Annotated in this window: 22 protein-coding genes and 1 tRNA gene; 13 read left to right on the forward strand and 10 right to left on the reverse strand. The window is 67.7% G+C overall.

Annotated elements, in window-relative coordinates; genetic code table 11:
• Window positions 1-1,170, reverse strand: a complete 1,170-nt coding sequence (locus tag AC07XS_RS04060) for an MFS transporter (RefSeq protein WP_182713593.1) — start codon at window positions 1,168-1,170, stop codon at window positions 1-3.
• Window positions 1,171-1,273: 103 nt separating this feature from the next.
• On the opposite strand from AC07XS_RS04060, the gene AC07XS_RS04065 reads away from it, so the two are divergent.
• On the forward strand, window positions 1,274-2,170 hold the full coding sequence (locus AC07XS_RS04065) for a LysR family transcriptional regulator (RefSeq protein ID WP_182713592.1): 897 nt from the start codon (window positions 1,274-1,276) through the stop codon (window positions 2,168-2,170).
• A gap of 62 nt (window positions 2,171-2,232) precedes the next feature.
• Here the strand turns inward: AC07XS_RS04065 and AC07XS_RS04070 are convergent, their stop codons facing one another.
• On the reverse strand, window positions 2,233-2,811 hold the full coding sequence (locus tag AC07XS_RS04070) for a hypothetical protein (protein WP_182713591.1): 579 nt from the start codon (window positions 2,809-2,811) through the stop codon (window positions 2,233-2,235).
• Window positions 2,812-2,998: 187 nt separating this feature from the next.
• On the opposite strand from AC07XS_RS04070, the gene AC07XS_RS04075 reads away from it, so the two are divergent.
• On the forward strand, window positions 2,999-3,865 hold the full coding sequence (locus AC07XS_RS04075) for a 50S ribosomal protein L11 methyltransferase (RefSeq protein ID WP_182713590.1): 867 nt from the start codon (window positions 2,999-3,001) through the stop codon (window positions 3,863-3,865).
• 18 nt (window positions 3,866-3,883) lie between these two features.
• Window positions 3,884-5,689, forward strand: a complete 1,806-nt coding sequence (locus AC07XS_RS04080; RefSeq protein WP_182713589.1) for an aminopeptidase P family protein — start codon at window positions 3,884-3,886, stop codon at window positions 5,687-5,689.
• A 2-nt stretch (window positions 5,690-5,691) separates the two neighbouring features.
• On the opposite strand, the gene AC07XS_RS04085 is transcribed toward AC07XS_RS04080, so the two are convergent.
• A complete protein-coding gene (locus tag AC07XS_RS04085; protein ID WP_182713588.1) occupies window positions 5,692-7,428 on the reverse strand; it encodes a patatin-like phospholipase family protein in 1,737 nt (578 codons plus the stop codon).
• Between the two features lie 85 nt (window positions 7,429-7,513).
• Between AC07XS_RS04085 and AC07XS_RS04090 the strand changes: the two genes are divergently transcribed.
• The 5 genes from AC07XS_RS04090 (at window position 7,514) to AC07XS_RS04110 (ending at window position 11,459) form a co-directional block, all read left to right on the forward strand.
• Window positions 7,514-8,926: an FAD-binding oxidoreductase gene (locus tag AC07XS_RS04090; protein ID WP_182713587.1), complete on the forward strand. Its 1,413-nt coding sequence runs from the start codon at window positions 7,514-7,516 to the stop codon at window positions 8,924-8,926.
• Between the two features lie 15 nt (window positions 8,927-8,941).
• Window positions 8,942-9,655: an HAD-IA family hydrolase gene (locus tag AC07XS_RS04095; RefSeq protein ID WP_152950255.1), complete on the forward strand. Its 714-nt coding sequence runs from the start codon at window positions 8,942-8,944 to the stop codon at window positions 9,653-9,655.
• Between the two features lie 115 nt (window positions 9,656-9,770).
• The gene (locus AC07XS_RS04100) at window positions 9,771-11,060 is read left to right on the forward strand and encodes a dicarboxylate/amino acid:cation symporter (protein WP_182713586.1); all 1,290 of its coding nucleotides are present in this window, start codon (window positions 9,771-9,773) and stop codon (window positions 11,058-11,060) included.
• A 56-nt stretch (window positions 11,061-11,116) separates the two neighbouring features.
• Window positions 11,117-11,191 (forward strand) — tRNA-Val (locus tag AC07XS_RS04105).
• A gap of 55 nt (window positions 11,192-11,246) precedes the next feature.
• Entirely contained in the window at window positions 11,247-11,459 is a 213-nt protein-coding gene (locus AC07XS_RS04110) for a hypothetical protein (RefSeq protein WP_182713585.1), read from the forward strand.
• Between the two features lie 83 nt (window positions 11,460-11,542).
• Here the strand turns inward: AC07XS_RS04110 and AC07XS_RS04115 are convergent, their stop codons facing one another.
• On the reverse strand, window positions 11,543-12,760 hold the full coding sequence (locus tag AC07XS_RS04115; protein WP_054765760.1) for an LL-diaminopimelate aminotransferase: 1,218 nt from the start codon (window positions 12,758-12,760) through the stop codon (window positions 11,543-11,545).
• 157 nt (window positions 12,761-12,917) lie between these two features.
• On the reverse strand, window positions 12,918-13,109 hold the full coding sequence (locus tag AC07XS_RS04120) for a hypothetical protein (RefSeq protein ID WP_054765761.1): 192 nt from the start codon (window positions 13,107-13,109) through the stop codon (window positions 12,918-12,920).
• Window positions 13,110-13,323: 214 nt separating this feature from the next.
• Here AC07XS_RS04120 and AC07XS_RS04125 point away from each other — a divergent pair, with 214 nt between their 5' ends.
• On the forward strand, window positions 13,324-14,694 hold the full coding sequence (locus tag AC07XS_RS04125; RefSeq protein ID WP_182713584.1) for a class II 3-deoxy-7-phosphoheptulonate synthase: 1,371 nt from the start codon (window positions 13,324-13,326) through the stop codon (window positions 14,692-14,694).
• Here AC07XS_RS04125 and AC07XS_RS04130 read toward each other — a convergent pair.
• Complete coding sequence (locus AC07XS_RS04130; protein WP_182713583.1) at window positions 14,672-15,883, reverse strand: FAD-dependent oxidoreductase; 1,212 nt, start codon at window positions 15,881-15,883, stop codon at window positions 14,672-14,674. The genes AC07XS_RS04125 and AC07XS_RS04130 overlap by 23 nt on opposite strands.
• A gap of 200 nt (window positions 15,884-16,083) precedes the next feature.
• On the opposite strand from AC07XS_RS04130, the gene AC07XS_RS04135 reads away from it, so the two are divergent.
• Window positions 16,084-16,659, forward strand: coding sequence for a prephenate dehydratase domain-containing protein (locus AC07XS_RS04135; protein WP_182713582.1), 576 nt, complete (start codon window positions 16,084-16,086; stop codon window positions 16,657-16,659).
• Window positions 16,660-16,940: 281 nt separating this feature from the next.
• Entirely contained in the window at window positions 16,941-17,699 is a 759-nt protein-coding gene (locus tag AC07XS_RS04140; RefSeq protein WP_054765764.1) for a chorismate mutase, read from the forward strand.
• Window positions 17,700-17,717: 18 nt separating this feature from the next.
• Here AC07XS_RS04140 and AC07XS_RS04145 read toward each other — a convergent pair whose 3' ends face one another.
• The 3 genes from AC07XS_RS04145 to AC07XS_RS04155 form a co-directional block, all read right to left on the reverse strand.
• Window positions 17,718-18,626 carry an SDR family NAD(P)-dependent oxidoreductase gene (locus AC07XS_RS04145; RefSeq protein WP_182713581.1) on the reverse strand — a complete coding sequence of 303 codons (909 nt, stop codon included), beginning with the start codon at window positions 18,624-18,626 and terminating at the stop codon, window positions 17,718-17,720.
• 97 nt (window positions 18,627-18,723) lie between these two features.
• The gene (gene acs, locus AC07XS_RS04150; RefSeq protein WP_182713580.1) at window positions 18,724-20,676 is read right to left on the reverse strand and encodes an acetate--CoA ligase; all 1,953 of its coding nucleotides are present in this window, start codon (window positions 20,674-20,676) and stop codon (window positions 18,724-18,726) included.
• Between the two features lie 2 nt (window positions 20,677-20,678).
• Window positions 20,679-22,025: a DcaP family trimeric outer membrane transporter gene (locus tag AC07XS_RS04155; protein ID WP_182713579.1), complete on the reverse strand. Its 1,347-nt coding sequence runs from the start codon at window positions 22,023-22,025 to the stop codon at window positions 20,679-20,681.
• A 164-nt stretch (window positions 22,026-22,189) separates the two neighbouring features.
• Between AC07XS_RS04155 and AC07XS_RS04160 the strand changes: the two genes are divergently transcribed.
• The gene (locus AC07XS_RS04160) at window positions 22,190-22,804 is read left to right on the forward strand and encodes a response regulator transcription factor (RefSeq protein WP_182713578.1); all 615 of its coding nucleotides are present in this window, start codon (window positions 22,190-22,192) and stop codon (window positions 22,802-22,804) included.
• A 7-nt stretch (window positions 22,805-22,811) separates the two neighbouring features.
• On the opposite strand, the gene rnhA is transcribed toward AC07XS_RS04160, so the two are convergent.
• Window positions 22,812-23,264, reverse strand: coding sequence for a ribonuclease HI (gene rnhA / locus AC07XS_RS04165; protein ID WP_182713577.1), 453 nt, complete (start codon window positions 23,262-23,264; stop codon window positions 22,812-22,814).
• Between the two features lie 109 nt (window positions 23,265-23,373).
• Between rnhA and AC07XS_RS04170 the strand changes: the two genes are divergently transcribed.
• The gene (locus AC07XS_RS04170) at window positions 23,374-23,586 is read left to right on the forward strand and encodes a twin-arginine translocase TatA/TatE family subunit (protein ID WP_054765770.1); all 213 of its coding nucleotides are present in this window, start codon (window positions 23,374-23,376) and stop codon (window positions 23,584-23,586) included.
• Window positions 23,587-23,601 lie beyond the last annotated feature (15 nt).

Here is a 23,601-nt window from a genome sequence, read left to right on the forward strand (position 1 = left end):
TCAGCAGGTGGCGGGGGCCGCCACCGCTGTCCGCTTGCGGCTTAGGAAAAGGACCAGCAACAGGCCCAGTCCGGAAGCGACGGCTCCGGCCAAGGACACGGCTGGATAACCGAGGCCTCCTGCGATGACCGCTCCGCCCACAGCCGCGCCGATGGCGTTGCCCAAATTGAAGGCGCCGATGTTCATCGCCGAGGCCAGGTTGGGCGCATCGCCGGCGGCGCCCATGACCCGCACCTGGAGCGGCGGCACCAGGGCGAAGCTGGCGATCCCCCACAGGAAGACAAGGATGGAGGTCGGGACCGCGAACGGCATGGCGACAGCGAAGGCGACCAGGATGGCGGACAGGGAGGCCAGGGTCACGATCAAGGTCCGGTCCACGGACTTGTCCGCGAACTTGCCGCCCAGCCAGTTGCCGAGCGTCAGGCCCAGCCCATAGGTCACCAGCATGGCGGTGACGAAGCCGAGCGAGGCGTGGGTCTGCTCGCGCAGGATCGGGGCGATATAGGTGAAGACGGTGAACATGGCGCTGGAGCCGATCACCGTCAGGGCCAGTGCCGCCAGCACGGAGCCGCGACTGAGGACGCGCAGCTCGGCGGCGATGTTTCCGCCGGTCGGAGCGGAGAGTTGGGGCAGGGTCAGGCGCAGGGCGGCCATGACCCCCACGCCGATGGCGGCGATGCCCCAGAAGCTGGCGCGCCAGCCCAGGGCGTCGCCGGCCCAGGTCGCCAGGGGCACGCCGACGACATTGGCGATGGTCAGGCCCATGAACATGGCGGCGACGGCGCCCGCCTGACGGTTCGGCGGGACCAGGCCGGCGGCCACGATCGAGCCGACGCCGAAGAAGGCGCCGTGGTTCAGCGAGGTGATCACTCGGGCGACCAGCAGCATCGAATAGTCGGTCGAGATCGCCGACAGCAGATTGCCGACGGTGAAGATGGCGGCGAGACCGATCAGCAGGGCTCGGCGCGGCATGCGGCCTGTGGTCAGGGTCATCAGCGGCGCGCCCAGCATGACGCCCAGGGCATAGGCGCTGATCAGCAGGCCGGCCGTGGGAATGGAGACGCCGAGATCGGTGGCGATGACGGGGAGGAGGCCCATCGGGGCGAACTCGGTCACGCCGATACCGAAGGCGCCGGCGGCGAGGGCGAGCAGGGGAGGATTGAGTTTCATGGTTGTCCTTCGGCGATGTCCTTGTCCAGGCGCACAGATGGACGGCGATCCGCGCGAGCGTTAGGCAGGCTTCAGGCCAAAGATTTTTGATCTAGACGCACAGATGCAGAAAACGGGCGTGGACCGCGCGAGAGAGATGGAAGTGTTCGCCGCCGTGGCGCGGAGCGGCAGTTTCTCGGCGGCGGGGCGGACGCTGGACCTGACGCCGTCTGCGGTCAGCCGGACCATCGACCGGATTGAGGCGCGGCTGGGCGTGCGGCTGATGCTGCGGACCACGCGGGTGCTGACGCTGACGGCGGAGGGCCAGACCTATCTGGCGGCGGCGCGTCGGATCCTGGCCGATCTGGACGATGCCGAGCGGGTCATCTCCGACCAAGGGGCGCCGCGCGGACGGGTCAGGGTCAGCGCGTCCCTGGCCCACGGTCGCCAGCGCGTCGTGCCGCTGCTGGGCGAGTTCGCCCGCCTGTATCCGCATATATTGATCGACATCAACCTGACCGATGTCGTGGTGGATGTGGCGGCGGGCCAGGCCGATGTCGCCATCCGGTTCGGACCGTTGGCCGACAGTCCGCTGACGGCGCGGCGACTGGGCGAGACGGGGCGCACCATCGTCGCCTCGCCGGAGTATCTGGCGCGACGGGGCACGCCCCAGGTCCCGGAGGACCTGCACGACCATGATTGTCTGAACTTCAATTTCCGCCGAGCCGAGCCGGTCTGGCCTTTCCGGCGCGACGGCCGGGATTACGCGCTGACGGTGAAGGGGCCGATCGAGGCCAACAATGGCGAGACGCTGACGCAGCTGGCGCTGGTCGGCGTTGGGGTGACGCGAGTGGGCAATTTCAGCGTGGCGGACGCCATCGAAACGGGGCGGCTTGTCCCGCTGCTGGAAGCCTTCAATCCTGGTGATCGCGAGCCGATCCACGCCGTCTTTGTGGGCGGCGCCAATATGCCGGCTCGGGTAAGGGTCTTCGTGGACTTTTTGGCGGAACGGCTGCGCTGAACCGGAAATCGCCGGACGGGCGGACCCGTCCGGCGAGCTTCAGTCTCGACTGCGATTTGTACTCAGCGCTTGCCGAAGATCAGATCGCCCAGTTTGGCGAAGAAGCTCTTTTCTTCAGCCTTGGGAGCCGGGGCAGGGGCGGGCTTAGGCGCTTCGACGGGCTTGGGCGCCGGAGCTGCGGCGACGGGCGCTGCGGCGGGAGCGCGCGTCGGCGCCGCGACGGATGCGGGAGCAGCGGCCTTGGGCGCAGCGGCCGTTGCAGCGGGCTTGGCGGCCGAAGTCTTCGTGGCGGTCTTCGTCGCCGGCTTTGCGGCGGCGGGCTTGGCCGCAGCGGGCTTGGACGCCTTGGGCGCAGCGGCCTTCACAGCGGCTGGCTTGGCGGCCGGAGCGGCCTTGGGCTTTGCGGCCGCCTTGGGGGCGGCGGTCTTCGGAGCAGCGGTCTTGGCGGCGGCGGCCTTGGGCGCAACGGTCTTCGCAGCGGCGGCCTTAGGCGCGGCGACCTTGGCGGCCGGCTTCGCAGCCGGGGCCTTGGCGGCGGGCTTGGCGGCTGCAGCCTTGGGGGCGGCCGTCTTGGGCGCAGGCTTCGCAGCGGCGGGCTTGGTCGCCTTGGGCGCGGCGGTTTTCTCGGCGACGGCCTTCACAGCGCTCGACTTCGGCGCGGCTTTAGGCTTGGAAGCGGCGGTCGCCGGTTTTGGCGACGCAGGTTTAGACGTAGACGGTGACTTGGCCATGTATTCCCCGACCCCTCGGTTAGATAAAAAGCCCGGCGGCGTCGGGAAGACGAAGCGCCGGATCGCAACGATTCGCCATCTTAGCGGTGTTTGAGAAATGTCCGAGTCCGCAGTTCAGATAATCGCACGCGGTTCGCGCGACAGCGCCGAGGCCGCCGCCGCCGCCATCGACGCCGATCCCATGCTGCAGGGGGCGACCTATTCCATCCTGGAGGAGGACGAGGATCGCAATCTCTGGCGCATCGACGCCTTCCCGACCACGGAAGACGAGGTCGAGGGTCTGAAGGCGACCCTGGCCGACTATGCCGTGACCGTCACGGTCGAGAAGCTGGCCGACGCCGACTGGCTGGCCATGTCGCTGTCGGGCCTGCCGCCGGTGCGGGCCGGGCGTTTCTTCGTCTATGGGGCCCATGACGAGGGCCGGGTTCCGCCGAACGCCGTCAATCTGAAGATCGACGCCGGGGCCGCCTTCGGCACCGGTCACCACGGCACGACGGTCGGCTGTCTGGAGGCCTTCGACGACCTGCTGAAGCGCGAACGGTTCGAGCGGGTGCTGGACGTCGGCTGCGGCACGGGCGTCCTGGCCATCGCCGCGGCCCGCACCGGCAGCCGCATCGCCATCGGCACCGACATCGACGCCCCGTCGGTGCGGATCGCCAACGAGAACGCCGCCCTGAACCAGGCCCACGCCAGCTTCGTCCACGCCTCGGGCCTGAACGACCAGCGGGTGAGGAAGCATGGGCCGTATGATCTGGTCTTCGCCAACATCCTGGCCCCGCCTTTGGTGGCCCTGTCGCAGGACATCAAGATGGCCTTGAGCCTGGGTGGGGTCGCCATCCTGTCGGGCCTGTTGCGGACCCAGGAGCGCCGGGTGACGGCGGCCTATACCTCGCGCGGCTTCCGGCTGGAGAAGCGCATCCATCACGACGCCTGGAGCGCCCTGGTGCTGCGGCGGATGGGCTGAGGACCGAGAGACGATAGCATGCGCCAGACCTTTGATGAGACCACAGATCCGTCCTTCGGGGCCAAACACCTGCCGCTGCTGCGCGCCGAGATGGCCAGGCAGGGGCTGGACGGCTTCCTGATCCCGCACGAGGACGAGCATCAGAACGAATATCTGCCCGACGCCAACGAGCGGCTGGCCTGGGCCACCGGCTTCACCGGCTCGGCCGGGGCGGCGGTGGTGTTCCAGGACCGGGCCAGCATGTTCACCGACGGTCGCTATACGGTGCAGGTCAAGGCCCAGACCGACCCGGCCCTGTTCGAACGGCGCGACCTGAACGCGGTCGCCGCCTATCTGGAGACGGCCAAGCCCGGCCAGGTGATCGGCTATGATCCGCGTCTGCACAGCCCCGACGCCCTGGTCCCCCTGAAGGCGGCGGCCCAGAAGGCGGGGGCGGAGCTGAAGCCGGTCGAGGCCAATCCGCTGGACCTGGCCTGGGGGGCGGATCGTCCGGCCCAGCCGACCGCCCCGGTCACGCCGCACGAGGACGTCTATTCCGGCGAGCCCCATGCGTCGAAGCGGGCGCGGATCGGTCGGGCCGTGGCGGACGCCGGCGCCGAGGCCGTGGTTCTGACCGCGCCCATGTCGATCGCCTGGCTGTTCAATGTGCGCGGCGGCGACGTGATCCGCTCGCCACTGCCCATCGGCCAGGCCGTACTGGAGGCCGACGGCAAGGCGCGCCTGTTCCTCGACCCGGCCAAGGTGACCAATGAACTGCCCGGCTGGCTGGGCGACGACGTGCGGCTGGAGGCGCCCGAACGGCTGGCCGAGGCGCTGGATAGTCTGGCCGGCAAGAAGGTGATGATCGATCCGGCTCTGTCGTCCGCCTGGTATTTCGACCGGCTGGAGCAGGCGGGGGCGACGGTGGTGCGGGCGGCGGACCCCTGCGCCCTGCCTCGCGCGACCAAGAATGCGGTCGAGATCGAGGGCAGCCGCCGGGCCCATATCCGCGACGGCGCCGCCCTGGCCAACTTCCTGCACTGGGTCGATACGGTCGCCCAGCAGACCCTGCCGGACGAGCGCGAGGTGGTGGAGACCTTGGAGCGGTTCCGCGAGGCGACCGGCGCCCTGAAGGACCTGAGTTTCGACACCATCGCCGGGGCCGGGCCGAACGGCGCCCTGCCGCATTACAAGCCGGTCGGCGCCACGATCCGCAAGATCGAGAAGGGCTCCCTGCTTCTGGTGGACGGCGGCGGTCAGTATCCGGACGGGACGACCGACGTGACCCGCACCATGGCGGTGGGCGAGCCGACGGCGGACCAGCGTCACAAGTTCACCCTGGTGCTGAAGGCCCATATCGCCATGGCGACCATCCGCTTCCCGGCGGGGACCAGCGGCATGGCCCTGGACGCCATAGCGCGGGCGCCGATGTGGGCGGCGGGGCTGGATTACGACCATGGAACGGGCCATGGCGTCGGCTCCTATCTGGGCGTCCACGAGGGGCCGCAGCGGATCGCCAAATGGGGCACCAGCCAGCCGCTGCTGGAGGGGATGATCCTGTCCAACGAGCCCGGCTATTACCGCGAGGGCCATTGGGGCATCCGCATCGAGACCCTGCAGGTGGTGACCCCGGCGGTGGTTCCCGAAGGCGGCGAGCGGCCGATGCACGGGTTCGAACAGCTGACCTTCGCCCCGATCGACCGCAAGCTGATCGCGGTCGATCTGCTGACCCCGGACGAGCGGGCCTATGTCGACGCCTATCACGCCGAGACCCTGGCCAAGGTCGGGCCCCTGGTCGAGGGCCCGGTGCGGGCCTGGCTGGAACAGGCCTGCGCCCCGCTCTGATCTCACAGGTCGAAGGCGCGGGAGCGTCGCCGCAGATGGGTGGCGGGGACGCTCAGGTCCGCCAGGGCCGCCCGGGTCGCCTCGTAGCCTGAGGCGACCGGCTCGTCATAGGCCTTCCAGTCGCGGATGTCGGTCCCGCCGGTGCGCGGCAGGATCAGGACGTCGGCGGCGGCGCGCGACTGCTCCATCTCGGCGTCGGTGGTGATGGTGGCCGAGCGCATCAGGATGGAGACGATGGGCGGACCGGCCTTCCAGTCGCCCGACAGCACCCATTTCCACCAGGAGGGGGGATTCTCCAGGGCGGCCGGATCGACGCCGCGGGTCTGGGACATGTCCACGCCGATGATGGGGCCGGAGTTCAACTGGCGCATCACGCTGGTGGGGAAGTTCTTCAGCACCGCCCCGTCGACCAGAACCTGGCCGTCCATGACCACGGGCGGCAGGACGCCGGGAATGGCGATCGAGGCGCGCATGGCCCGGCGCATCAGGCCGGCGCGATGAACCTCGATCCGGCCCGAGGTCAGGTTCGAGGAGACGCAGAAGAAGGGCAGGCAGAGATCGGCCAGGTCGGTGTCGCCATAGGCCCGCTCCAGCAGCCGGGCCACCTTGCGGGCGCGCGACATGGCGATGATGGGAAAGGCCAGGTCGGACAGGGGATCGGATTCGACGAAGGCGCGACGGACCTCGAAGTCCAGCCGCTCGAACGACCAGCCCATGGCCGGTCCGGCCGCCACCACCGCCCCCATGGAGGCGCCCCCGACGAAGTCGATGGGGACCCGGGCCTCCTCCAGGGCCTTGATCGCCCCCATGTGGCAATAGGCCCGCGCCCCGCCGCCCGATAGGACCAGGCCGACCGCCGTGCCCGTGATGACGCGGGCCATGCGGTCTGAATCGGTCTCGACTCCCTCGACGCAATGGAACCAGCGGTCCGGCTGGAGCACATTGAGCCAGACGCGAGTGTTGGCCGGCCGGTTCATGCGCGGATCGCGCAGCAGGATCAGATCGGTCAGACGCCGGCCGTCGCCGAAGCCCATACGCCGGGGCAGGTCCGACGGCGGGGCCAGAAGCCCGCTGCCGACGATGAACAGGCGATCGACCTGGCGGGCGCACAGCTCGGCCCAGGCCTTCTGGTCCAGTTCGGCGACATAGAGGACATAGTCGTGGTCGTCCTCGACCCGGCTGAACCATTCGACGGCCGAGCTGAGAGCCGACTGGTCGATGACCTTGCAGGTGAAGCCCATGGCCTGGACGCCCGCCGCGATCCGTTCGACGAAGGCGCGGATCGGACGCGGGCGGGCCGAGACGAAGCCGAAGACGCTGGGCTCGGCGGCGCCCACGGCCCGCTCGCGGGCGCGATGGATCATCAGACGCGACAGTTCGACCAGCAGATCCGGCTCGGATCGAGCGGCGTCGAAGAAGGCTTCGCGCGGCAGGGCCAGAATTTCGGTGTCGCGCAGGGCGACCACGTCGGCCGTGTGCGGGGTGCCGGCCACCATGGCCATTTCGCCGACCGGCTCTCCGGGCCGGATTACGCCGACCAGCTGGGGCGGCTGATCCGTCTCGACGTGAAACACCCCCAGCCGGCCCGAGCGGACCAGATAGAGGGTGTCGGACGGATCGCCCGCCGCAAACAGCCGCTCGCCCCCGGTCAGGGCGAACCAACTGGCGCGATCGATCATCGGTCCTTCGAAGATGCGCGCCAGGGCGACGGCCAGGGTGTCGGGACGAAGCGGAGCCATGGCGTCTTGTACGGCAGATAAGGGAGGAGGTGAAATGGCGCGAAAACGCCTTTCAACCGATCGCGACGCCTGACAAAAGGGGCGAATGCCCCACGCCATTCCCTCGACCGCTGTCCTCGACGCGCTGAAGGCCGCCCTCGGCCCTGGCGGCTGGACCCAGGATCCAGAGGTCATCGCCCCGTCCCTGACGGAGTGGCGAAACCGCTGGACGGGCCATACGCCTATTCTGCTGACGCCGCGCTCGACCGAGGAAACCGCCAAGGTGATCGCCATCTGCGCCCAGTCGGGCGTGGCCGTCACCCCCCAGGGCGGGGGCACGGGCCTGGTCGGGGGACAGATCCCGTTCGGCGAGGTGTTGTTGTCCCTCAAGAAGATGCGGGCCGTGCGCGACGTGACCCCATTGGACGACGCCATGACGGTGGAGGCGGGTCTGACCCTGCTGGAGGCCCAGCAGGCGGCGGCGCCGGCCGGACGGGCCTTTCCGCTCAGCCTGGCGGCCGAAGGCTCGGCGACGATCGGGGGGGTGATCTCCACCAACGCCGGCGGCACCCAGGTGCTGCGCTACGGCATGATGCGGGACCTGGTCCTGGGCCTGGAGGCGGTCCTGCCGAACGGCGAGATCTTTCACGGTCTGAAGCGGCTGCGAAAGGACAATACCGGCTATGATCTCAAGCAGTTGCTGATTGGTGCGGAGGGCACCCTGGGCGTCGTCACTGCGGCCACCCTGAAGCTGTTTCCGATCATGCGGTCACGCGCGGTCGCCGTGGTCGCCCTGGAAACGGCTGCGGCGTCCATCGAACTGCTCGCCCGCGCCAAGGCGGAGACCGGCGGCGGGGTCGAGGCCTTTGAGTTGATGAAACGTCTGGGCATGGAGCTGGTGCTCAAGAACATCCCCGACACCCGCGAACCGCTGGACGCGACGCCGAATTGGTATGTGTTGATCGAGATCGCGTCCGGGACGGCGGGGGGCGCCGAGGCCCAGATGGAGCGGCTGCTGGAAGTCGCCTTTGAGGAGGGGCTGATCACCGACGCCGCCATAGCGCAGAACGATGCGCAACGCGCCGCCTTCTGGCGGCTGCGTGAAGAGCATTCAGCGGCCCTGAAGCCCGAGGGCGGCGGGTGGAAACACGATGTCTCCGTCCCGATCAGCCGCATCGCCGAATTCATCGACGAGGCCACAGCGGCCGTCGAGCGCTTCCATCCCGGCGCCCGTGTCTCGGTGTTCGGCCACGTCGGCGACGGCAATCTGCACTACGACATCCTGCCCGGCGTCGGCGAGGATGTGGCGGCCTTTATCGGCCGCTGGAAAGAGGGCTCGCAGGTCGTTCACGACGTCGTCGGGCGTTACGACGGCTCAATCTCGGCCGAACACGGCCTGGGTCGGCTGAAGACCGAAGAGGTCAAACGCTACAAGTCGCCGCTGGAGATCGAGACCATGGCCGCCATCCGACGCGCCATCGATCCGCAGCGGATCATGAACCCCTCAGTTCTCTTCTAGACGGACAGGGCGACGATGAGCCTGCGTGACCTGGACGGCTGGACCGTCCTCTTCGATCTGGACGGCACCCTGGTCGATTCCGCTCCGGATCTGGTTGGAACCCTGAACCGTCTGCTGGTCGAGGAGGGATTGCCCCCTGCGCGACCCGAAGCGGCGAGGACCTTGATCGGCTCGGGCGCGCGCGCCCTGTTGGCGCATGGGTTCGAGGCGGCCGGCGCCGATGTGGAACGGGCCCGGTCCGATGCGCTCTTTGAGCGGTTCCTGGTCGATTACACCGCCCATATCGCCGACGGCTCGCGGGCGTTCGAGGGTGTCGTCGAGACCTTGGAACGCCTGGCCGAACGCGGCGCAGTCTTGGCGGTCGCCACCAACAAGCGGTCGGACCTGTCTGAACTGTTGCTGGACCGGCTTGATCTTCGCCGCCATTTCCTGGCCGTCGCCGGCCCCGATCGGGTCAGCGCGCGCAAACCCTCGGGCGCGCATCTGAAAGAGGCTGTGGCGATGGCGGGCGGTGACCCGGCCCGCGCGATCATGGTCGGCGACGCCGCGCCCGACGCCGAGGCGGCCCGCGACGCCGACATGCCCTGCATCCTGACCACCTTCGGCTACACGCCCGTGCCGGTGGACACCCTGGGCGGAGACGTCCTGATCGACGCCTTCGAAGACGTGGAAGAGGCGATCGACGGCATTCTGGCCGAGTTTTACGTAAGGCGGGCCCTTAAGGTCTGAAAGAGCTGCGCTTAAGCCTGTACGCAGGAAAACTGCGCCACGTTCGGGGACGACGACGGTTGCGGAACGGGGGGCCGATGGACAGATTGGCCCATCCCAGCCGAAAGCGCCCTTCATGATCTCCCGCTTCTTCCAGATTCCGCTTTGGCAGCGCACCTTCGCGGGCCTCGCCCTGGGGGTGATCGCCGGCCTGATCCTGCGTGAAAGGGCCGAGATCTGGCTGCAGCCGATCGGCGACGTCTATCTGAACCTGATCCGTATGGTGGTGGCGCCCCTGGTGCTGTTCACCATCGCCAGCTCGATCGCCAAGCTGGGAGAAGGGGCGGGGGCCGTCCGCCTGGGCGTGCGCACCCTCGTCTGGTTCGCGATCACGTCGCTGCTGGCCGTGCTGGTCGGTTTCGCCTTCGGCCATCTGATCAATCCGGGCGTGGGCCTGTCGAACCTGCCGCTGGGCGAGGTCAAGGAAAGGGTCATTCCGACGCCGCTGGAGGTGCTGATCGGCGTCGTCCCCACCAATCCCTTCGCCGCCTTGGCCGAAGGCAAGGTGTTGCAGATCATCTTCTTCTCCGCCCTGGTCGGCATGGCTCTGGTCGCGCTGGGCGATCGGGCCCAGGGCGTGCGGCGACTGGTGGACGAGGGGGCGTCAGTCATATTCCGCATCACCCGCTGGGTGATCCAGCTGACCCCCATCGGCGTCTTCGGCCTGATCGGCTCGGTCGTCGGCGGCTATGGCTGGGAGGCGCTTCTGCCCCTGCTGAAGTTTATCGGCGCCATCTACGCCGCCTGCCTGTTCCACATACTGGTCGTCTATTCGGGGCTGCTGAAGCTCCATGGCCTGAAGGTCGTCAGCTTCTTCCGCGGCGCCTTCGCGGCCCAGCAGACCGCCTTCGCCACCTCGTCGTCGCTGGGAACCCTGCCGATCACCCTGCGCCAGACGGTCGAGCGGCTGGGCGTGCCCCAGGCCTACGCCGCCTTCGCCGTGCCTCTGGGCGCCAATGTGAAGATGGACGGGTGCGGCGCCATCTATCCCGCCATCGCCTCGATCTTCATCGCCCAGTATTTTCAGATCGACCTGACCCTGACCCAATACATACTGATCGGCCTGACTGCGGTCTTGGGCTCGCTGGGGACGGCGGGGGTTCCGGGAACCTCGATCGTCATGCTGACCCTGACCCTGTCCACCGCCGGCCTGCCGCTGGAAGGCATCGGCTATATCGTCGCCATCGACCGGGTCATCGACATGATGCGGACGGCGACGAACGTGACCGGTCAGATGCTGGTCCCGGTCTTGGTGGCCAGGGAGGAAGGCATTCTGAACGTCGATATCTATGACGGCCACGTGGCCTGGCTGCCCGGCGATCCGGAGGCGGAGACGCCCGAAGCCGTTCAGGCGGCCGGAATCTGAAACGGACGCTTGCGCCGCGCGAGCGACCGGGCTATGTCGCCGCCTCCGCAAGGCATGGATGCGTAGCTCAGCGGGAGAGCACCTCGTTCACACCGAGGGGGTCACAGGTTCAATCCCTGTCGCATCCACCATCTTTTCCATCATAGACGCCTTGCAGCTCAGCTTGCGAACGCGACGAGGGCGTCGATGCCGCAGATCAACGACACGGTCCATATCCGCTTCTCGCTCAGAGGCCTGGGCGGGCCTTTCTGGCAGACCAACGCCACCATCTCCTCCGTCAGCCAGGGGGTGGTGCTTCTGGACGGGCTGGACCGCCAGGTGCCGGCGGCCGTGACAGAGCTGAAGCGCGCCGGCCCGAACCGCTGGACCCTGGACTGGGAAGTCAGAAGCCGGCCTTAGAGCCTGATCGGTTGAAGTGGAATCGCTTCGCGATTCCGCTGAAACCGTGAATCAGGCTCCAGATTAAAGCGAGAGCCTATTCCTCAGACGTCCGGCACGTCGCGTCCCGGCGGCACATTGACGCCCATCGACTTCAAATAGGTCTTGATGTTGCGCGCGGCCTGACGGATCCGGTGCTCGTTCTCGACCAGGGCGATGCGCACGAAGCCCTCGCCGTTCTCGCCGTAGCCGACGCCTGCCGCCACCGCGACCTTGGCGTGGGTCAACAGTTGCTTGGAGAATTCCAGGCTTCCCAGGTGGGCGAGGGCGGGGGGCACGGGCGCCCAGGCGAACATGGAGGCGGCGGGCTTGGGTATGTCCCACCCCGCCCGCGCGAAACTGTCGATCAGGACGTCACGGCGTCGATGATACAGGGCGCGGTTCTGATCCACGATGTCCTGCGGACCGTTCAGAGCCGCGACGGCGGCCGCCTGGATCGGCGTATAGGCGCCGTAGTCGAGATAGGACTTCACCCGCGCCATGGCGGCGATCAGCTTGCGATTGCCGACGGCGAAGCCGATGCGCCAGCCGGCCATGCTGTAGGTCTTTGACAGGGAGGTGAACTCGATCGCAACGTCCTTGGCGCCCGGCACCTGCAGGATCGAGACGGTCGGCTTGCCGTCGTAATAGAGTTCGGAATAGGCCAGGTCGCTGATGATCCAGAGGTCATTGGCCTTGGCGAAGGCGACGACCCGCTCATAGAAGGCCAGATCGACCGTCTCCGCCGTCGGGTTCGACGGATAGTTCATCACCAGAACCTTGGGGCGCGGCACCGTATAGGCCATGGCCCGCTCCAGCGCCTCGAAATAGCGCTCGTCCGGCGTCGTCGGCACGCTGCGGATGGCGGCGCCCGCTATGATGAAGCCGAAGGTGTGGATCGGATAGGAGGGGTTCGGCGCCAGGACGACGTCACCCGGTTCGGTGATGGCGGTTGCCAGACTGGCCAGACCCTCCTTGGAGCCCATGGTGACGATCACCTCGGTCTCGGGGTCGAGATCGACGCCGAAACGCCGGCCGTAATAGTTCGCCTGGGCGCGGCGCAGTCCGGGTATGCCCTTGGAGGAGGAATAGCCGTGGGCGTCCGGCTTGCGCGCCACTTCGCACAGTTTGTCGATGACGTGCGGCGGCGGCGGCAGGTCCGGGTTGCCCATGCCGAGGTCGATGACGTCCTCGCCGGCCTGACGGGCGGCGGCTCGCATGGCGTTGGTCTCCGCGATCACATACGGAGGCAGGCGCTTCATGCGATAGAATTCTTCGGACATCGGTCTTTGTGGGTGGAAGATCAAAGGGGGGCGCAAGCGATGCCACCGATGCGCGCTTCATGAAACAGAAAGATGAAGGCCGTCGGGCTTTATCCGCCAAAAACTTGTGACACAGCCTCTCTCGGGCTGCTCCTACGCAAGAAGCTTGCGAGCCGGCCTAGCCGATGAAGACGCGCGGCTCCTCGCCGATACGCGCGGGCGTCGGAGAGCGGTTCTGAGGGCCTCGCCGCCGCCGTACATAGTCGGACAGGCCGCGCACCTCGGCCTCGGCGACCCCGTCGCGCTCCATCAGCCGACGCACGATGGGATCTGACAGCATCTCGTCCAGGGTCAGGTCGTAAGACGTCATGGCGCATCTCCGGCTCACGGTTCGTCCCCCTCCGACGAGATGGGGCGGCCCCGTCAGGACGCCAGAGCCAGATGGCGATGTCGTGGAAATTTCACGGTCCGGGCGCGCCAAAACGGCGGCTTTTCCGGCGCCGCAAACCGAAAATCGGGTCACCGCCGCAATATCTGTTCGTCTTTTCGTTGTTCCGGCGGCGGCAAAGTCCTATTCTTGCCGGATGACACGCTGGACCCCCGAAAGCTGGAGAACCAAGACCGCCCTGCACATGCCGGCGGACTATCCGGACCCGCAAGCCCTGGCCCTGGTCGAGGACGAACTGCGCGCCCTGCCGCCGCTCGTCTTCGCCGGCGAGGCGCGACGACTGACGTCTAAACTCTCGCAGGTCGAGCGGGGCGAGGCCTTCCTGCTCCAGGGCGGCGACTGCGCCGAGAGCTTCAAGGAGTTCTCGACCGACAACATCCGCGACACCTTCCGCCTGATCCTGCAGATGGCCGTGGTCCTGACCTTCGCGGGGCGCAAGCCGGTTGTGAAGGTGGGCCGGATCGCCGGCCAGTTCGCCAAGCCGCGCTCTTCTCCGCTTGAAGAGATCGACGGCGTCGAACTGCCCAGCTATCGCGGCGACATCATCAACGGCATGGGGTTCACGCCGGAAGAGCGCGCGCCCGATCCGCAGCGTCTGATCCGGGCCTATAACCAGTCGGCCTCGACCCTGAACCTGCTGCGCGCCTTCGCCGGCGGCGGCTATGCCGACCTCTATAACATCCACCGCTGGACCCTGGGCTTCGCGGGCGACAACGCCGCCGGCGCCCAGTATCGCGAGCTGGCCGACAAGATCACCGAGGCTTTGGCCTTCATGGAGGCGGTCGGCGTCACGCCCGAGACCCATCCGGACCTCAGCCGGGTCGAGGTCTTCACCAGCCACGAGGCCCTGCTGCTGAACGTCGAGAGCGCCCTGACGCGCCTGGACAGCGGTTCGGGCGAATGGTTCGACACCTCGGCCCACATGCTGTGGATCGGCGAGCGCACGCGCCAGCTGGACGGCGCCCATGTCGAGTTCATGAAGGGGATCAAGAACCCCATCGGCGTGAAGTGCGGCCCGACCATGACGGCCGACGACCTTCTGCCCCTGATCGACGTCCTGAACCCGGACAATGTCTCGGGCCGCCTGACGCTGATCGGCCGCTTCGGTCACGACAAGGTCGGCGAGCGCCTGCCCAAGCTCATGCGCGAAGTGAAGGCCTCGGGCCGCAAGGTGATCTGGTCCATTGACCCGATGCACGGCAATACGCTGAAGGCCGGCAACGGCTACAAGACCCGGCCGTTCGACCGGATCCTCAGCGAGGTGCGGACCTTCATCGACGTGGCGGAGGCGGAAGGCGTCCACCCCGGCGGCGTCCACCTGGAGATGACCGGCCAGAACGTCACCGAATGCATCGGCGGCGCCCAGGCCGTGACCGAGGACGACCTGTCCAACCGCTATCACACCCACTGCGACCCGCGCCTGAACGCCGACCAGGCGCTGGAGCTGGCCTTCCTGGTGGCCGAGCGGTTGAAGGCAGGCCGGATCAGCCGCTCGGAAGCGGCCTGATCGACGGAAACAGCGGGGCGACGAGGCCGATGGTCGCGTTCGCCTCGGCTCGGTCCGGCGTCTCGTCGTCGATACCGACGCCGTTCATGTCATTGCGCGTGGCCTGAACCACGATCCCGTCCGGTCGCGACAGCACGGTCACGCCCCGGAAATGCAGGCCGTAGTTGACCTCGGGCTGGGGCGCGAGCCAGGCGATCTGGCCGCGCACGGGGATCATCTCCTTGTCCTCGAACAGGGCCTTCGCGCCATAGCCGGTGCAGTTGATCACGATCTTCTCGGGCAGGGCCGTCAGATCCGCCGGCGTGTTGAAGGCGCGGGTCTCGATCCGGCCGCCCTGGCTCAGAAACTCGGTCTCCAACCGGTGCGCCAGTTCGGCGACGTTGAACTGCATGGCGCTGACCATCCGGGTCTCCCCAACCGGAAAGGGCGAGGCGGAAGCGGGCAGGGGGATGGATCGCGGCGCCAGCCCGTCCAGCCTGTATTCGGCGAATCGGATCGGCTTTATCCCAGGCGCGGTAAGGATCGGCGGCGGTTCGACCGTACGCGGCAGGTCGGCCGCGCCCGACAGCATATAGCGGTCGCTAAAGACGACCGGATCGCCTTCTGTCCCCAGATAGGTCTGGTGAGTGGCGTAGGTCTCGCGCGCCATCTGTTCCCAAAGGGCGGGGAAGTCAGCCGCGACGCGATCAGCGTCGGCGATGCGGCTGTCCGGCGTCCAACTGCCTGTGGCGCGCATGGATCGGGTGAAGGCGGCGCGTTCGCGCGCATAGATGGTCACCCGCGCGCCCATGCGCTGAAGCTGGAGCGCCGACGTCAAGCCGAGGGCGCCGCTGCCGATCACCGCGACCACGGGCGGACCGCCCGCCAGACCCGCCAGGGCCATGGCCTTGCGCGCTGCGATAGCGCTGGAGCCCCAGGACAAAGACCAGCCGCTGCCGCCGTGGCCATAGTTGTGAACCACCCTGGTCTCGCCGACCGCCTCCACGTTCAGGCGCGGGCCTGTCGGGCGAAAAGGACGGGTGCAGACGGTGATGCGTATGATCCGCTCGGGCGTCATCAGGATCGGCGCGATCCGGCGCGGGGCAAACCCTGTCGTCGGCAGGACGGCAGGCGTCGGCGCGCAGCCTGCAAGGGCTCCCGCCAGGCCCGTCAACACGGCCCGACGGTTGGAGCTGGTGACGACGGACATGAGCGGCTCCGGAAGATGCGAACTGCGACGCTACCCGCACCATGCGCGGCCCGAAAGCACCCCACGATCACATTCGGCTTGTGGGGACGAAAGCGGCGCCGCAGATACGGCGCGAAACGGTCACGGCTCGGACAACTATGCTCCGTCTGATCGCGGCCAGCAAAGGGAAGGCTTTCGGCGGTCCGTCGGAAGTGATGAATATGGACAAGCCAACACAGCAAGACGACAACCCCGGTCGGGTCGCCTATCAGGGCGCCCCCGGCGCCTTCAGTCATGAGGCCTGCACGGCCCTTCGCCCCTGGGACGAGGCTGTGCCGTTCGAGACCTTCGCCGAGGCCATCGCAGCCCTGAAGGGCGGCGACTGCGACTGCGCCCTGATCCCGGTCGAGAACTCCTCCGTCGGCGTGGTCGAACCCGCCGCGACCCTGGTGCGCGACTCCGGCCTTCGCGTGGTCGCCGAAGCCTGGCGGCCGATCCGCCACGCCCTGATGGGACTGGACGGCGCGCGCATCGCCGATCTGAAGCGGGTGCTCAGCCACCCCATCGCCCTGGCTCAGTGCGAACGGACACTGAAGGGCCTGAAGCTGAACGTGGTCGAGCATTTCGACACCGCCGGCGCCGCCCGCGACGTCGCCGAGGCGGGCGATCCGACCCAGGCGGCCATTGCGCCGGTAGGGGCCGCCGAGGTCTATGGCCTGTCGATCCTGCGCAACGATCTTCAGGATTCCAGCGATAACCGGACGCGTTTCGTCCTCCTGGGGGCCGATAGGGCTTGACGGCGCACGGTCTTTGCGTGCTTTAAGGCCGCGCGGATCGCGAACGATCCGCATAACCGGACCCGGACCCATGTCCCGCCAGCGCGCCCTTTCTGTTTCCTTCGACCGTTCGCGCGCGGTGTCCGGCCTCTATTTCGGCTACGGCTTTTACGGCTTTCGATACGCCGGCTGAGGCGTCGGGCGCTCTTCGTCCCTGACTGTCTCGCCGGCGACCGCTCTGGACCAGAGCGGCTGTCCGCCCCTGCACATCGAAATCCTGCCTTTGCCGAAAGCCCGAACCCATGTCCTCTTCCAACGTCCAGATGATCCGACCTGAACAGGTTGAACTGACGCCTGAACAACAGGCCCTGGCCGCCCTGCGCGCCGAGATCGACACCATCGACGATCAGATCCTGGCCCTGTTCGAACAACGTCTCGCCGTCGCCGCCACCGTCGGCCGCGCCAAGGACGCGCCCACGGGCCCCCACACCAAGCTTCGCCCCGACCGCGAGCAGACTGTCCTGTCGCGGATGCTGTCCAAGTGCCGCCCCGAAAACGCCGAGGCGGTCGAACACCTCTGGCGCGAGATCGTCGGCTGGGGGCTGGCGCGTCAGGGCCGGCTGCAGGTCCAGGTCTGGGCCCCGATCGAACCGACCCGCGCCTATGACGGCGCCCGCCTGCGCTTCGGCGCCGCCGCCGACATCAAGATGGTGCGCGACCCGCAGAAGGCCCTGGCCTTCGCCGCCGAGGGCCATGGCGTGGCCGTTCTGGCCATCAATACCGAGGACGCCTGGTGGATGGGCCTTCGCCGTGAATGGTCGATGCTCAGCGTGTTCGACGGTTACGGCGGCGAGACGCCGACGTCTCTGGCCGTCGGCAAGATCGATCCGCCGGCCCTGCCGAAGGGCCGCCGCGTGGTCGTCACCGCCGGCGGAGACGCCGGCGACGGCGGCGGCGCTCGTCGCTGGGGCCTGAACACCCACCACGGCTGGACCATCGCCCTGACCGAGGCGGAACTGACGCCGGGCGAGGCGGAAGGCTGCGTCGGCGCGATCGGCTGACCGCGCCGACATGAAGGCTCAGGAGGCGTGCGCCTTCTGGGCCTTGGTCAGTTCGATCATGCCCTGGGCGGCGCCCATCTCCGGCACGATCTCTTTCGCCCGGTCGGAGATGGCGTCGAACTGGGCCGCCACCTGTTCCGGCGCATCCTCGCCCGAGATGTGGACGCCCTCGGTCAGCGTCACATAGGCGCGTTCGAACCCGCCGGCGCCGGCCGCCAGGATACAGCGGCTCGGCGCCTCCCGGCTCAGCAGATACAGCAGGCCCGGCGTCACCAGCGCCGGATCCAGGGCCTCCAGGGGCAGGGCGGCGCCCAGGTCTTCGGTCATGCGCGTATGGGCCGTGGGCGCCAGGCAGTTGACGCGGATGTCGTTCTTGGCCCCCTCGATCGACAGGGTCTGCATCAGGCCCACCAGGGCCATCTTGGCCGCCCCGTAGTTCGACTGGCCGAAATTGCCGTACAGCCCCGAAGACGAGGTGGTCATGACGATACGGCCATAGTTCTGGCCGCGCATGATCTCCCACACCGCCTTGGTGCAGTTGACCGCCCCCATCAGATGGACGTCCACGACGAAGCGGAAGTCCTCCAACTCCATCTTGGCGAAGGTCTTGTCGCGCAGGACCCCGGCGTTGTTCACCAGCAGATCGACCCGGCCCCATTTCGCCATGGCCGCCTCCACCATGGCCTGAACGGCGGCGAAGTCGGTCACGGAGGCGGCGTTGGCCATGGCCTCGCCGCCGGCGGCCTCGATCTCGGCGACCACGGCCTCGGCGGCGGTGGCGGACCCGCCAGAGCCGTCGCGGGCGCCGCCCAGATCATTGACCACCACCTTGGCGCCGCGCGCCGCCAGGGCCAGGGCGTGCTGCCGGCCCAGACCGCCGCCCGCGCCCGTCACAATGGCCACCTGTCCGTCGAACCGGATCGTCATCTCGTCGTCTCCACCCAAGGATTAGGACCCCGGCGCAGGAGCCGGCCCCTTGATCCGGTTTTGACGACGCCGGGCGCGGCGCACAAGTCCGGCCTGATCAGCCCGCGCGGTTCTTCACCAGATCCTCGACGACTGACGGATCGGCCAAGGTCGAGGTGTCGCCCAGCGAGCCGATCTCGTTCTCGGCGATCTTGCGCAGGATGCGGCGCATGATCTTGCCGGATCGGGTCTTGGGCAGGCCGGGCGCCCACTGGATCACGTCCGGGGCGGCGATGGGGCCGATCTCGCGACGGACGTGGGCGCCCAGGGCCTTGCGCAGATCCTCGGTCGCCTCGACCCCCTTGTTCAGGGTGACATAGGCGTAGATGCCCTGGCCCTTGATGTCGTGCGGATAGCCGACCACAGCCGCCTCGGCCACGTCGTCGTGCAGCACCAGAGCGCTCTCGATCTCGGCTGTGCCCATGCGGTGGCCCGAAACATTGATGACGTCGTCGACCCGGCCGGTGATCCAGTAATAGCCGTCCGCATCCCGACGGCAGCCGTCGCCGGTGAAATACCGGCCGGGATAGGTCGAGAAATAGGTGTCGAAGAAGCGCTGATCGTCGCCATAGACCGTGCGCATCTGGCCCGGCCAGCTGTCGGTGATGCACAGATTGCCCGAGACGGCCCCGACCAGTTCCTGGCCCTCCGCATCGACGATCTGAAGTTCGACGCCGGGCAGGGGCAGGGTGGCCGAACCCGGCTTCAGGTCGGTGGCGCCGGGTAGGGGGGTGATCAGATGGCCGCCTGTCTCGGTCTGCCACCAGGTGTCCACGATCGGGCAGCGGCTGTCCCCGACCACCTCATGATACCAACGCCAGGCCTCCGGATTGATCGGTTCGCCGACCGTGCCCAGCAGACGTAGCGATTTGCGTGACGTGGCCTTCACCGGCGCGTCTCCTTCGCGCATCAGGGCGCGCAGGGCCGTCGGGGCGGTGTAGAAGACCTCGACCTTGTGCTTGTCCACCACCTGCCAGAACCGGCTGGCGTCGGGATAGTTGGGCACGCCTTCGAACATCAGGGTGGTCGCGGCGTTCGCCAGCGGACCATAGACCAGATAGGAATGGCCCGTGACCCAGCCCACGTCGGCGGTGCACCAGAAGACCTCGCCCGGGCGATAGTCGAACGTCAGCTCATGGGTCCAGGCGGCCCAGAACAGATAGCCGCCCGTCGTGTGAAGAACGCCTTTCGGCTTTCCGGTGGAACCTGAGGTGTAGAGGATGAACAACGGATCTTCCGCCTTCATCGGCTCGGGCGGACAGTCGGTCGAGGCCTCGGCCGCCTCGACGGCGTAGTCGATGTCGCGGCCTTCGATCATCGGCACGTCGGCGCCGGTGCGGCGGATCACCAGAACCGTATCGACCTTCACCTTTTCCAGGGCCGCATCGACATTGGCCTTCAGCGGCACGATCTTGCCGCCGCGCACGCCCTCGTCGGCCGTGATGACCAGGTTGGAGCCGCAGTCCTCGATCCGACCGCACAGGCTGTCGGGCGAAAAGCCGCCGAAGACCACGGAATGGACCGCCCCGATCCGGGCGCAGGCCAGCATGGCGTAGGCGGCCTCGGGGATCATCGGTAGATAGATGGTGACCCGGTCGCCCTTCTTGGCCCCGTGGGATTTCAGTACATTGGCCATGCGGCAGACCTGCGCGTGCAGCTCGCCGTAGGTGATGTGACGACTGTCCGCCGGGTCGTCGCCCTCCCAGATGATCGCGGTCTCATCCTTGCGGTGGGGCAGGTGGCGGTCGATGCAGTTGGCGGCGACGTTCAGAACGCCGTCCTCGAACCAGCGGATGCGGAAATCCTCCTTCCTGAAGGAGACATCCTTGATCTTGGTCGGCGCCTTGATCCAGTCGAGGCGTTTCGCCTGTTCGGACCAGAAGGCCTCGGGCGTCTCGCGCGCCGCGATCCGCGCCGCCTCATAGGCTCGCCGATCCATATGGGCCTTGGCGGCGAAGTCTGCGGGAACGGGGTAGAGGTCGGAATCGGGCACGCGAGACGTCTCCAGCATCTTTAGAATCCGTATTTGGCGAACAGGATCAATCGGGTCATGTCGCCGCTCGCGCCGGATTCGATTTCGCGGTCGGCGAACATCAGCTCGGCGCCGACATCAAACGCCGTAACCGGCGACCAGATCAAGTTGGCGTGGACGCTTTGAGCCGACCGGTTTACGGCCAGACCGGTCACGGTCGTGTCATTATCGACCGACTGCGCCGACCAGATCAGGCTGGAGCGCCAGCCTGGCGCCCAGACGTGACGATAGGCGGCGAAGCCGGCGACGACGCCGATCGCGTCCAGTTCGCCCGAGGCGTCCAGCACCGCGTCGTTCGAGAAGTTCAGCCCGACGTATCGGCCGATCCCTTCGCCGCCCGTCACCATCAGACGCAGATCGTCCTTGGCGCCGACCTTGATCTTGGTCGAGGCGGACAGGCCCCAGCCGGTGGCGGTGGAATCGATGCTGGTCGACGGGTTCTGGTACTTCAGCTGACGCAGCAGACCGGCGAACTGCAGATCCCCCCAGGGCCGCGCCAGGGCGTAGCGGGCGGTGAAGTCGGGCAGGCTGTTGTCGTCGGCGATGATCCGCGCGCCGCCGCCGAACGGGGTCACGGTCGTCTCGGGGTTTTCCACCGAAACGGAGAAGGGACCGCGCGTGTAACGCACCTGGACCTGCCGCGCGAAGACCGTGCCCTCGGCCGCGCCGATGAAGTCGGCGGATTCGGGCAGGACGGCGGTGTTCTGGAAGTTGGTCCACTCCTGGCCGATCAGCCAGTTGTCGATGGTCACGAAGGCGCGGCGCAGGGCCGGGTTGGCGGGGCTGGTGGTGCGCTGGTCCGCTGTGCCGGGCAGGGTCTGGAAGTCCATCTCCAGCCGCGTGCCGACCTTGTGGCCGCCGACCAGGCCGTCGGTCGTCAGCCAGAACCGGGTCTGCCGGGCGTTGAAGTCGGTCGCCGTATCCTCGTCGGCGCCGCCGATGGGGATGGAGCCGGGGATATGGAACTCACGCAGGGCGTCGCCATTGGCGGGATCGCCGCCGGAATAGCTGGAGGCCGAGGCGTCCACCTTGACGAAGCCGCCGAACTTCACTGTGTGGTCGCCGATCCGGAAACCGTCGCTGGGCGCGGCCGCCTGCTGGACCGGCGCCGGCGGCGCCGGGCGGGCCTCCAGCCGGATGATGTCCTGCTGCTGCGCCGCCTGCTGGGTGCGGGCGGCGACGACTTCGGATTTGAGGGCGTTCAACTCGGCTTCGAGCTGAGCGATTCGGGCTTCGAGGGCGGCCTGGGCGTCTTGCGCCGAGGCGACGCCGGGGGCCAGAAGCAGGGCCGCTGCCGCGCATCCTGCCGCCAGGCTGGATTTGATCATGATGGTTCCTCCCTGGCTCGTCTGTTGCGAGCGTCCGAATGAACCTTTTCCCCAAGGGGCGTATGCGGCCATTAGCCAATGGTCTAGTTTCGACCAAAGTCGAACCGCGTCATGCTGCTGCAGACGCGGCCGCCAAGAACGCTGCGCGAAGGGAAGGACGCCTGATGGATCGAATCGTCATCGCCGACGATCACCCCCTGTTCCGCGCCGCGCTGCGGTCCGCCGTCTCCAAGGCCTCGCCCGAAGCGACGATAGAGGAATGCGCCAGCCTGGCCGAGGCGCGAGCGGCCCTCAGGACGCCGACCGACCTGCTGCTTCTGGATCTCAAACTCTCCGACAGTGAAGGCATGGCGGGCCTGGCCGCCGTTCGGGCCGAACATCCCGTCGTTCCGGTCGCCGTCGTCTCGGCCAGCGAGGAGGCGAGCGTCGTGCGCCGCGCCCTGGCCCTCGGCGCCGCAGGCTTCATCCCAAAATCCGCCGCCCTTCCGCAGATGGTGGAGGCGATCACGGCCGTTCTGGCCGGCGACGCCTGGGCGCCCGAGACGCCGGAGGCGGCCGGAGAGGACGACCTCGCCGCCCGGGTCGCCAGCCTGACGCCGTCGCAGCTGCGCATACTGGAAGGGTTGAAGGCTGGTCGGCTGAACAAGCAGATCGCCTTCGACCTGGGCGTCTCCGAAGCAACCATCAAGGCGCATCTGACCAGCGTGTTTCGAAAGCTGGGCGTTTATAATCGGACCCAGGCGGTGATTCTGGCTCAGCAGATGGACCTGACCCGGTGACCCTGGTTTAGGCCCTTTTCAGCTCCGCCACGCCGCGATTCGCCAACTGGTCCGCGCGCTCATTCAACGCATGGCCGGCGTGGCCCTTGACCCAGCGCCATTTGACCTCGTGCCTCTGGCGCGCCTCATCGAGACGTCGCCAAAGGTCGGCGTTCTTGACCGGCTTCTTGTCGGCGGTCAGCCAGCCGCGCGCCTTCCAGCCGCGCATCCATTCGGTCACGCCCTGCATGACATATTTGCTGTCCGTATGAAGCTCGACCTTGCACGGGCGTTTCAGCGCCTCCAGCGCCATGATGGCGGCCGTCAGCTCCATGCGGTTGTTGGTCGTATTCGCCTCGCCGCCCCAAAGTTCCTTCTCGTGACCGCCCGCAGTCTGGAGCAGGGCGCCCCAGCCGCCGGGGCCCGGATTGCCCTTGCAGGCGCCGTCGGTGTGGATGATGACGTGATCGGAGAGACTCATGGTCGCGCACACCTACAGCCTCCCTTGGCGTCGGGCCATGACTCCGCCTATATGCGGGACGAAGAAGAGTGGATGGGGCCGATCATCGGCCTCTTCGAGGAGATTACCCATGGGCTCCATGAGCATCTGGCACTGGGCCATCGTCATTGTCGTGGTCGCCGTCCTGTTCGGCGGACGCGGCAAGCTGTCCAGCATCATGGGCGACGCCGCCAAGGGCATCCGCGCATTCAAGGACGGCCTGTCGGACGACGGCAAGAAGGACGCGACGCAAGACGGCGTCGGCGCCCTGCCGCGCACCGAGGCGGAGAAGGAAAAGCACTGAAGTCCGCGTCGGGTC

It is taken from the genome of Brevundimonas sp. GW456-12-10-14-LB3, from assembly GCF_059424365.1.

Excerpts from the sequence above, each read along its gene's own strand:
- AC07XS_RS04170 (WP_054765770.1), top strand. The coding sequence starts at position 23,374 with ATGGGCTCCATGAGCATCTGGCACTGGGCCATCGTCATTGTCGTGGTC.
- AC07XS_RS04145 (WP_182713581.1), bottom strand. The coding sequence starts at position 18,626 with ATGACGATCCGGTTCGACGGACAGGTGGCCATTGTGACGGGCGCGGGC.
- AC07XS_RS04085 (WP_182713588.1), bottom strand. The coding sequence starts at position 7,428 with ATGGCTCCGCTTCGTCCCGACACCCTGGCCGTCGCCCTGGCGCGCATC.
- AC07XS_RS04100 (WP_182713586.1), top strand. The coding sequence starts at position 9,771 with ATGATCTCCCGCTTCTTCCAGATTCCGCTTTGGCAGCGCACCTTCGCG.
- AC07XS_RS04110 (WP_182713585.1), top strand. The coding sequence starts at position 11,247 with ATGCCGCAGATCAACGACACGGTCCATATCCGCTTCTCGCTCAGAGGC.
- AC07XS_RS04125 (WP_182713584.1), top strand. The coding sequence starts at position 13,324 with ATGACACGCTGGACCCCCGAAAGCTGGAGAACCAAGACCGCCCTGCAC.
- AC07XS_RS04095 (WP_152950255.1), top strand. The coding sequence starts at position 8,942 with ATGAGCCTGCGTGACCTGGACGGCTGGACCGTCCTCTTCGATCTGGAC.
- AC07XS_RS04140 (WP_054765764.1), top strand. The coding sequence starts at position 16,941 with ATGTCCTCTTCCAACGTCCAGATGATCCGACCTGAACAGGTTGAACTG.
- AC07XS_RS04155 (WP_182713579.1), bottom strand. The coding sequence starts at position 22,025 with ATGATCAAATCCAGCCTGGCGGCAGGATGCGCGGCAGCGGCCCTGCTT.
- AC07XS_RS04065 (WP_182713592.1), top strand. The coding sequence starts at position 1,274 with ATGCAGAAAACGGGCGTGGACCGCGCGAGAGAGATGGAAGTGTTCGCC.
- AC07XS_RS04060 (WP_182713593.1), bottom strand. The coding sequence starts at position 1,170 with ATGAAACTCAATCCTCCCCTGCTCGCCCTCGCCGCCGGCGCCTTCGGT.
- AC07XS_RS04075 (WP_182713590.1), top strand. The coding sequence starts at position 2,999 with ATGTCCGAGTCCGCAGTTCAGATAATCGCACGCGGTTCGCGCGACAGC.
- AC07XS_RS04130 (WP_182713583.1), bottom strand. The coding sequence starts at position 15,883 with ATGTCCGTCGTCACCAGCTCCAACCGTCGGGCCGTGTTGACGGGCCTG.
- AC07XS_RS04115 (WP_054765760.1), bottom strand. The coding sequence starts at position 12,760 with ATGTCCGAAGAATTCTATCGCATGAAGCGCCTGCCTCCGTATGTGATC.
- AC07XS_RS04080 (WP_182713589.1), top strand. The coding sequence starts at position 3,884 with ATGCGCCAGACCTTTGATGAGACCACAGATCCGTCCTTCGGGGCCAAA.
- AC07XS_RS04090 (WP_182713587.1), top strand. The coding sequence starts at position 7,514 with ATGCCCCACGCCATTCCCTCGACCGCTGTCCTCGACGCGCTGAAGGCC.
- AC07XS_RS04135 (WP_182713582.1), top strand. The coding sequence starts at position 16,084 with ATGGACAAGCCAACACAGCAAGACGACAACCCCGGTCGGGTCGCCTAT.
- rnhA (WP_182713577.1), bottom strand. The coding sequence starts at position 23,264 with ATGAGTCTCTCCGATCACGTCATCATCCACACCGACGGCGCCTGCAAG.
- AC07XS_RS04160 (WP_182713578.1), top strand. The coding sequence starts at position 22,190 with ATGGATCGAATCGTCATCGCCGACGATCACCCCCTGTTCCGCGCCGCG.
- AC07XS_RS04120 (WP_054765761.1), bottom strand. The coding sequence starts at position 13,109 with ATGACGTCTTACGACCTGACCCTGGACGAGATGCTGTCAGATCCCATC.
- acs (WP_182713580.1), bottom strand. The coding sequence starts at position 20,676 with ATGCTGGAGACGTCTCGCGTGCCCGATTCCGACCTCTACCCCGTTCCC.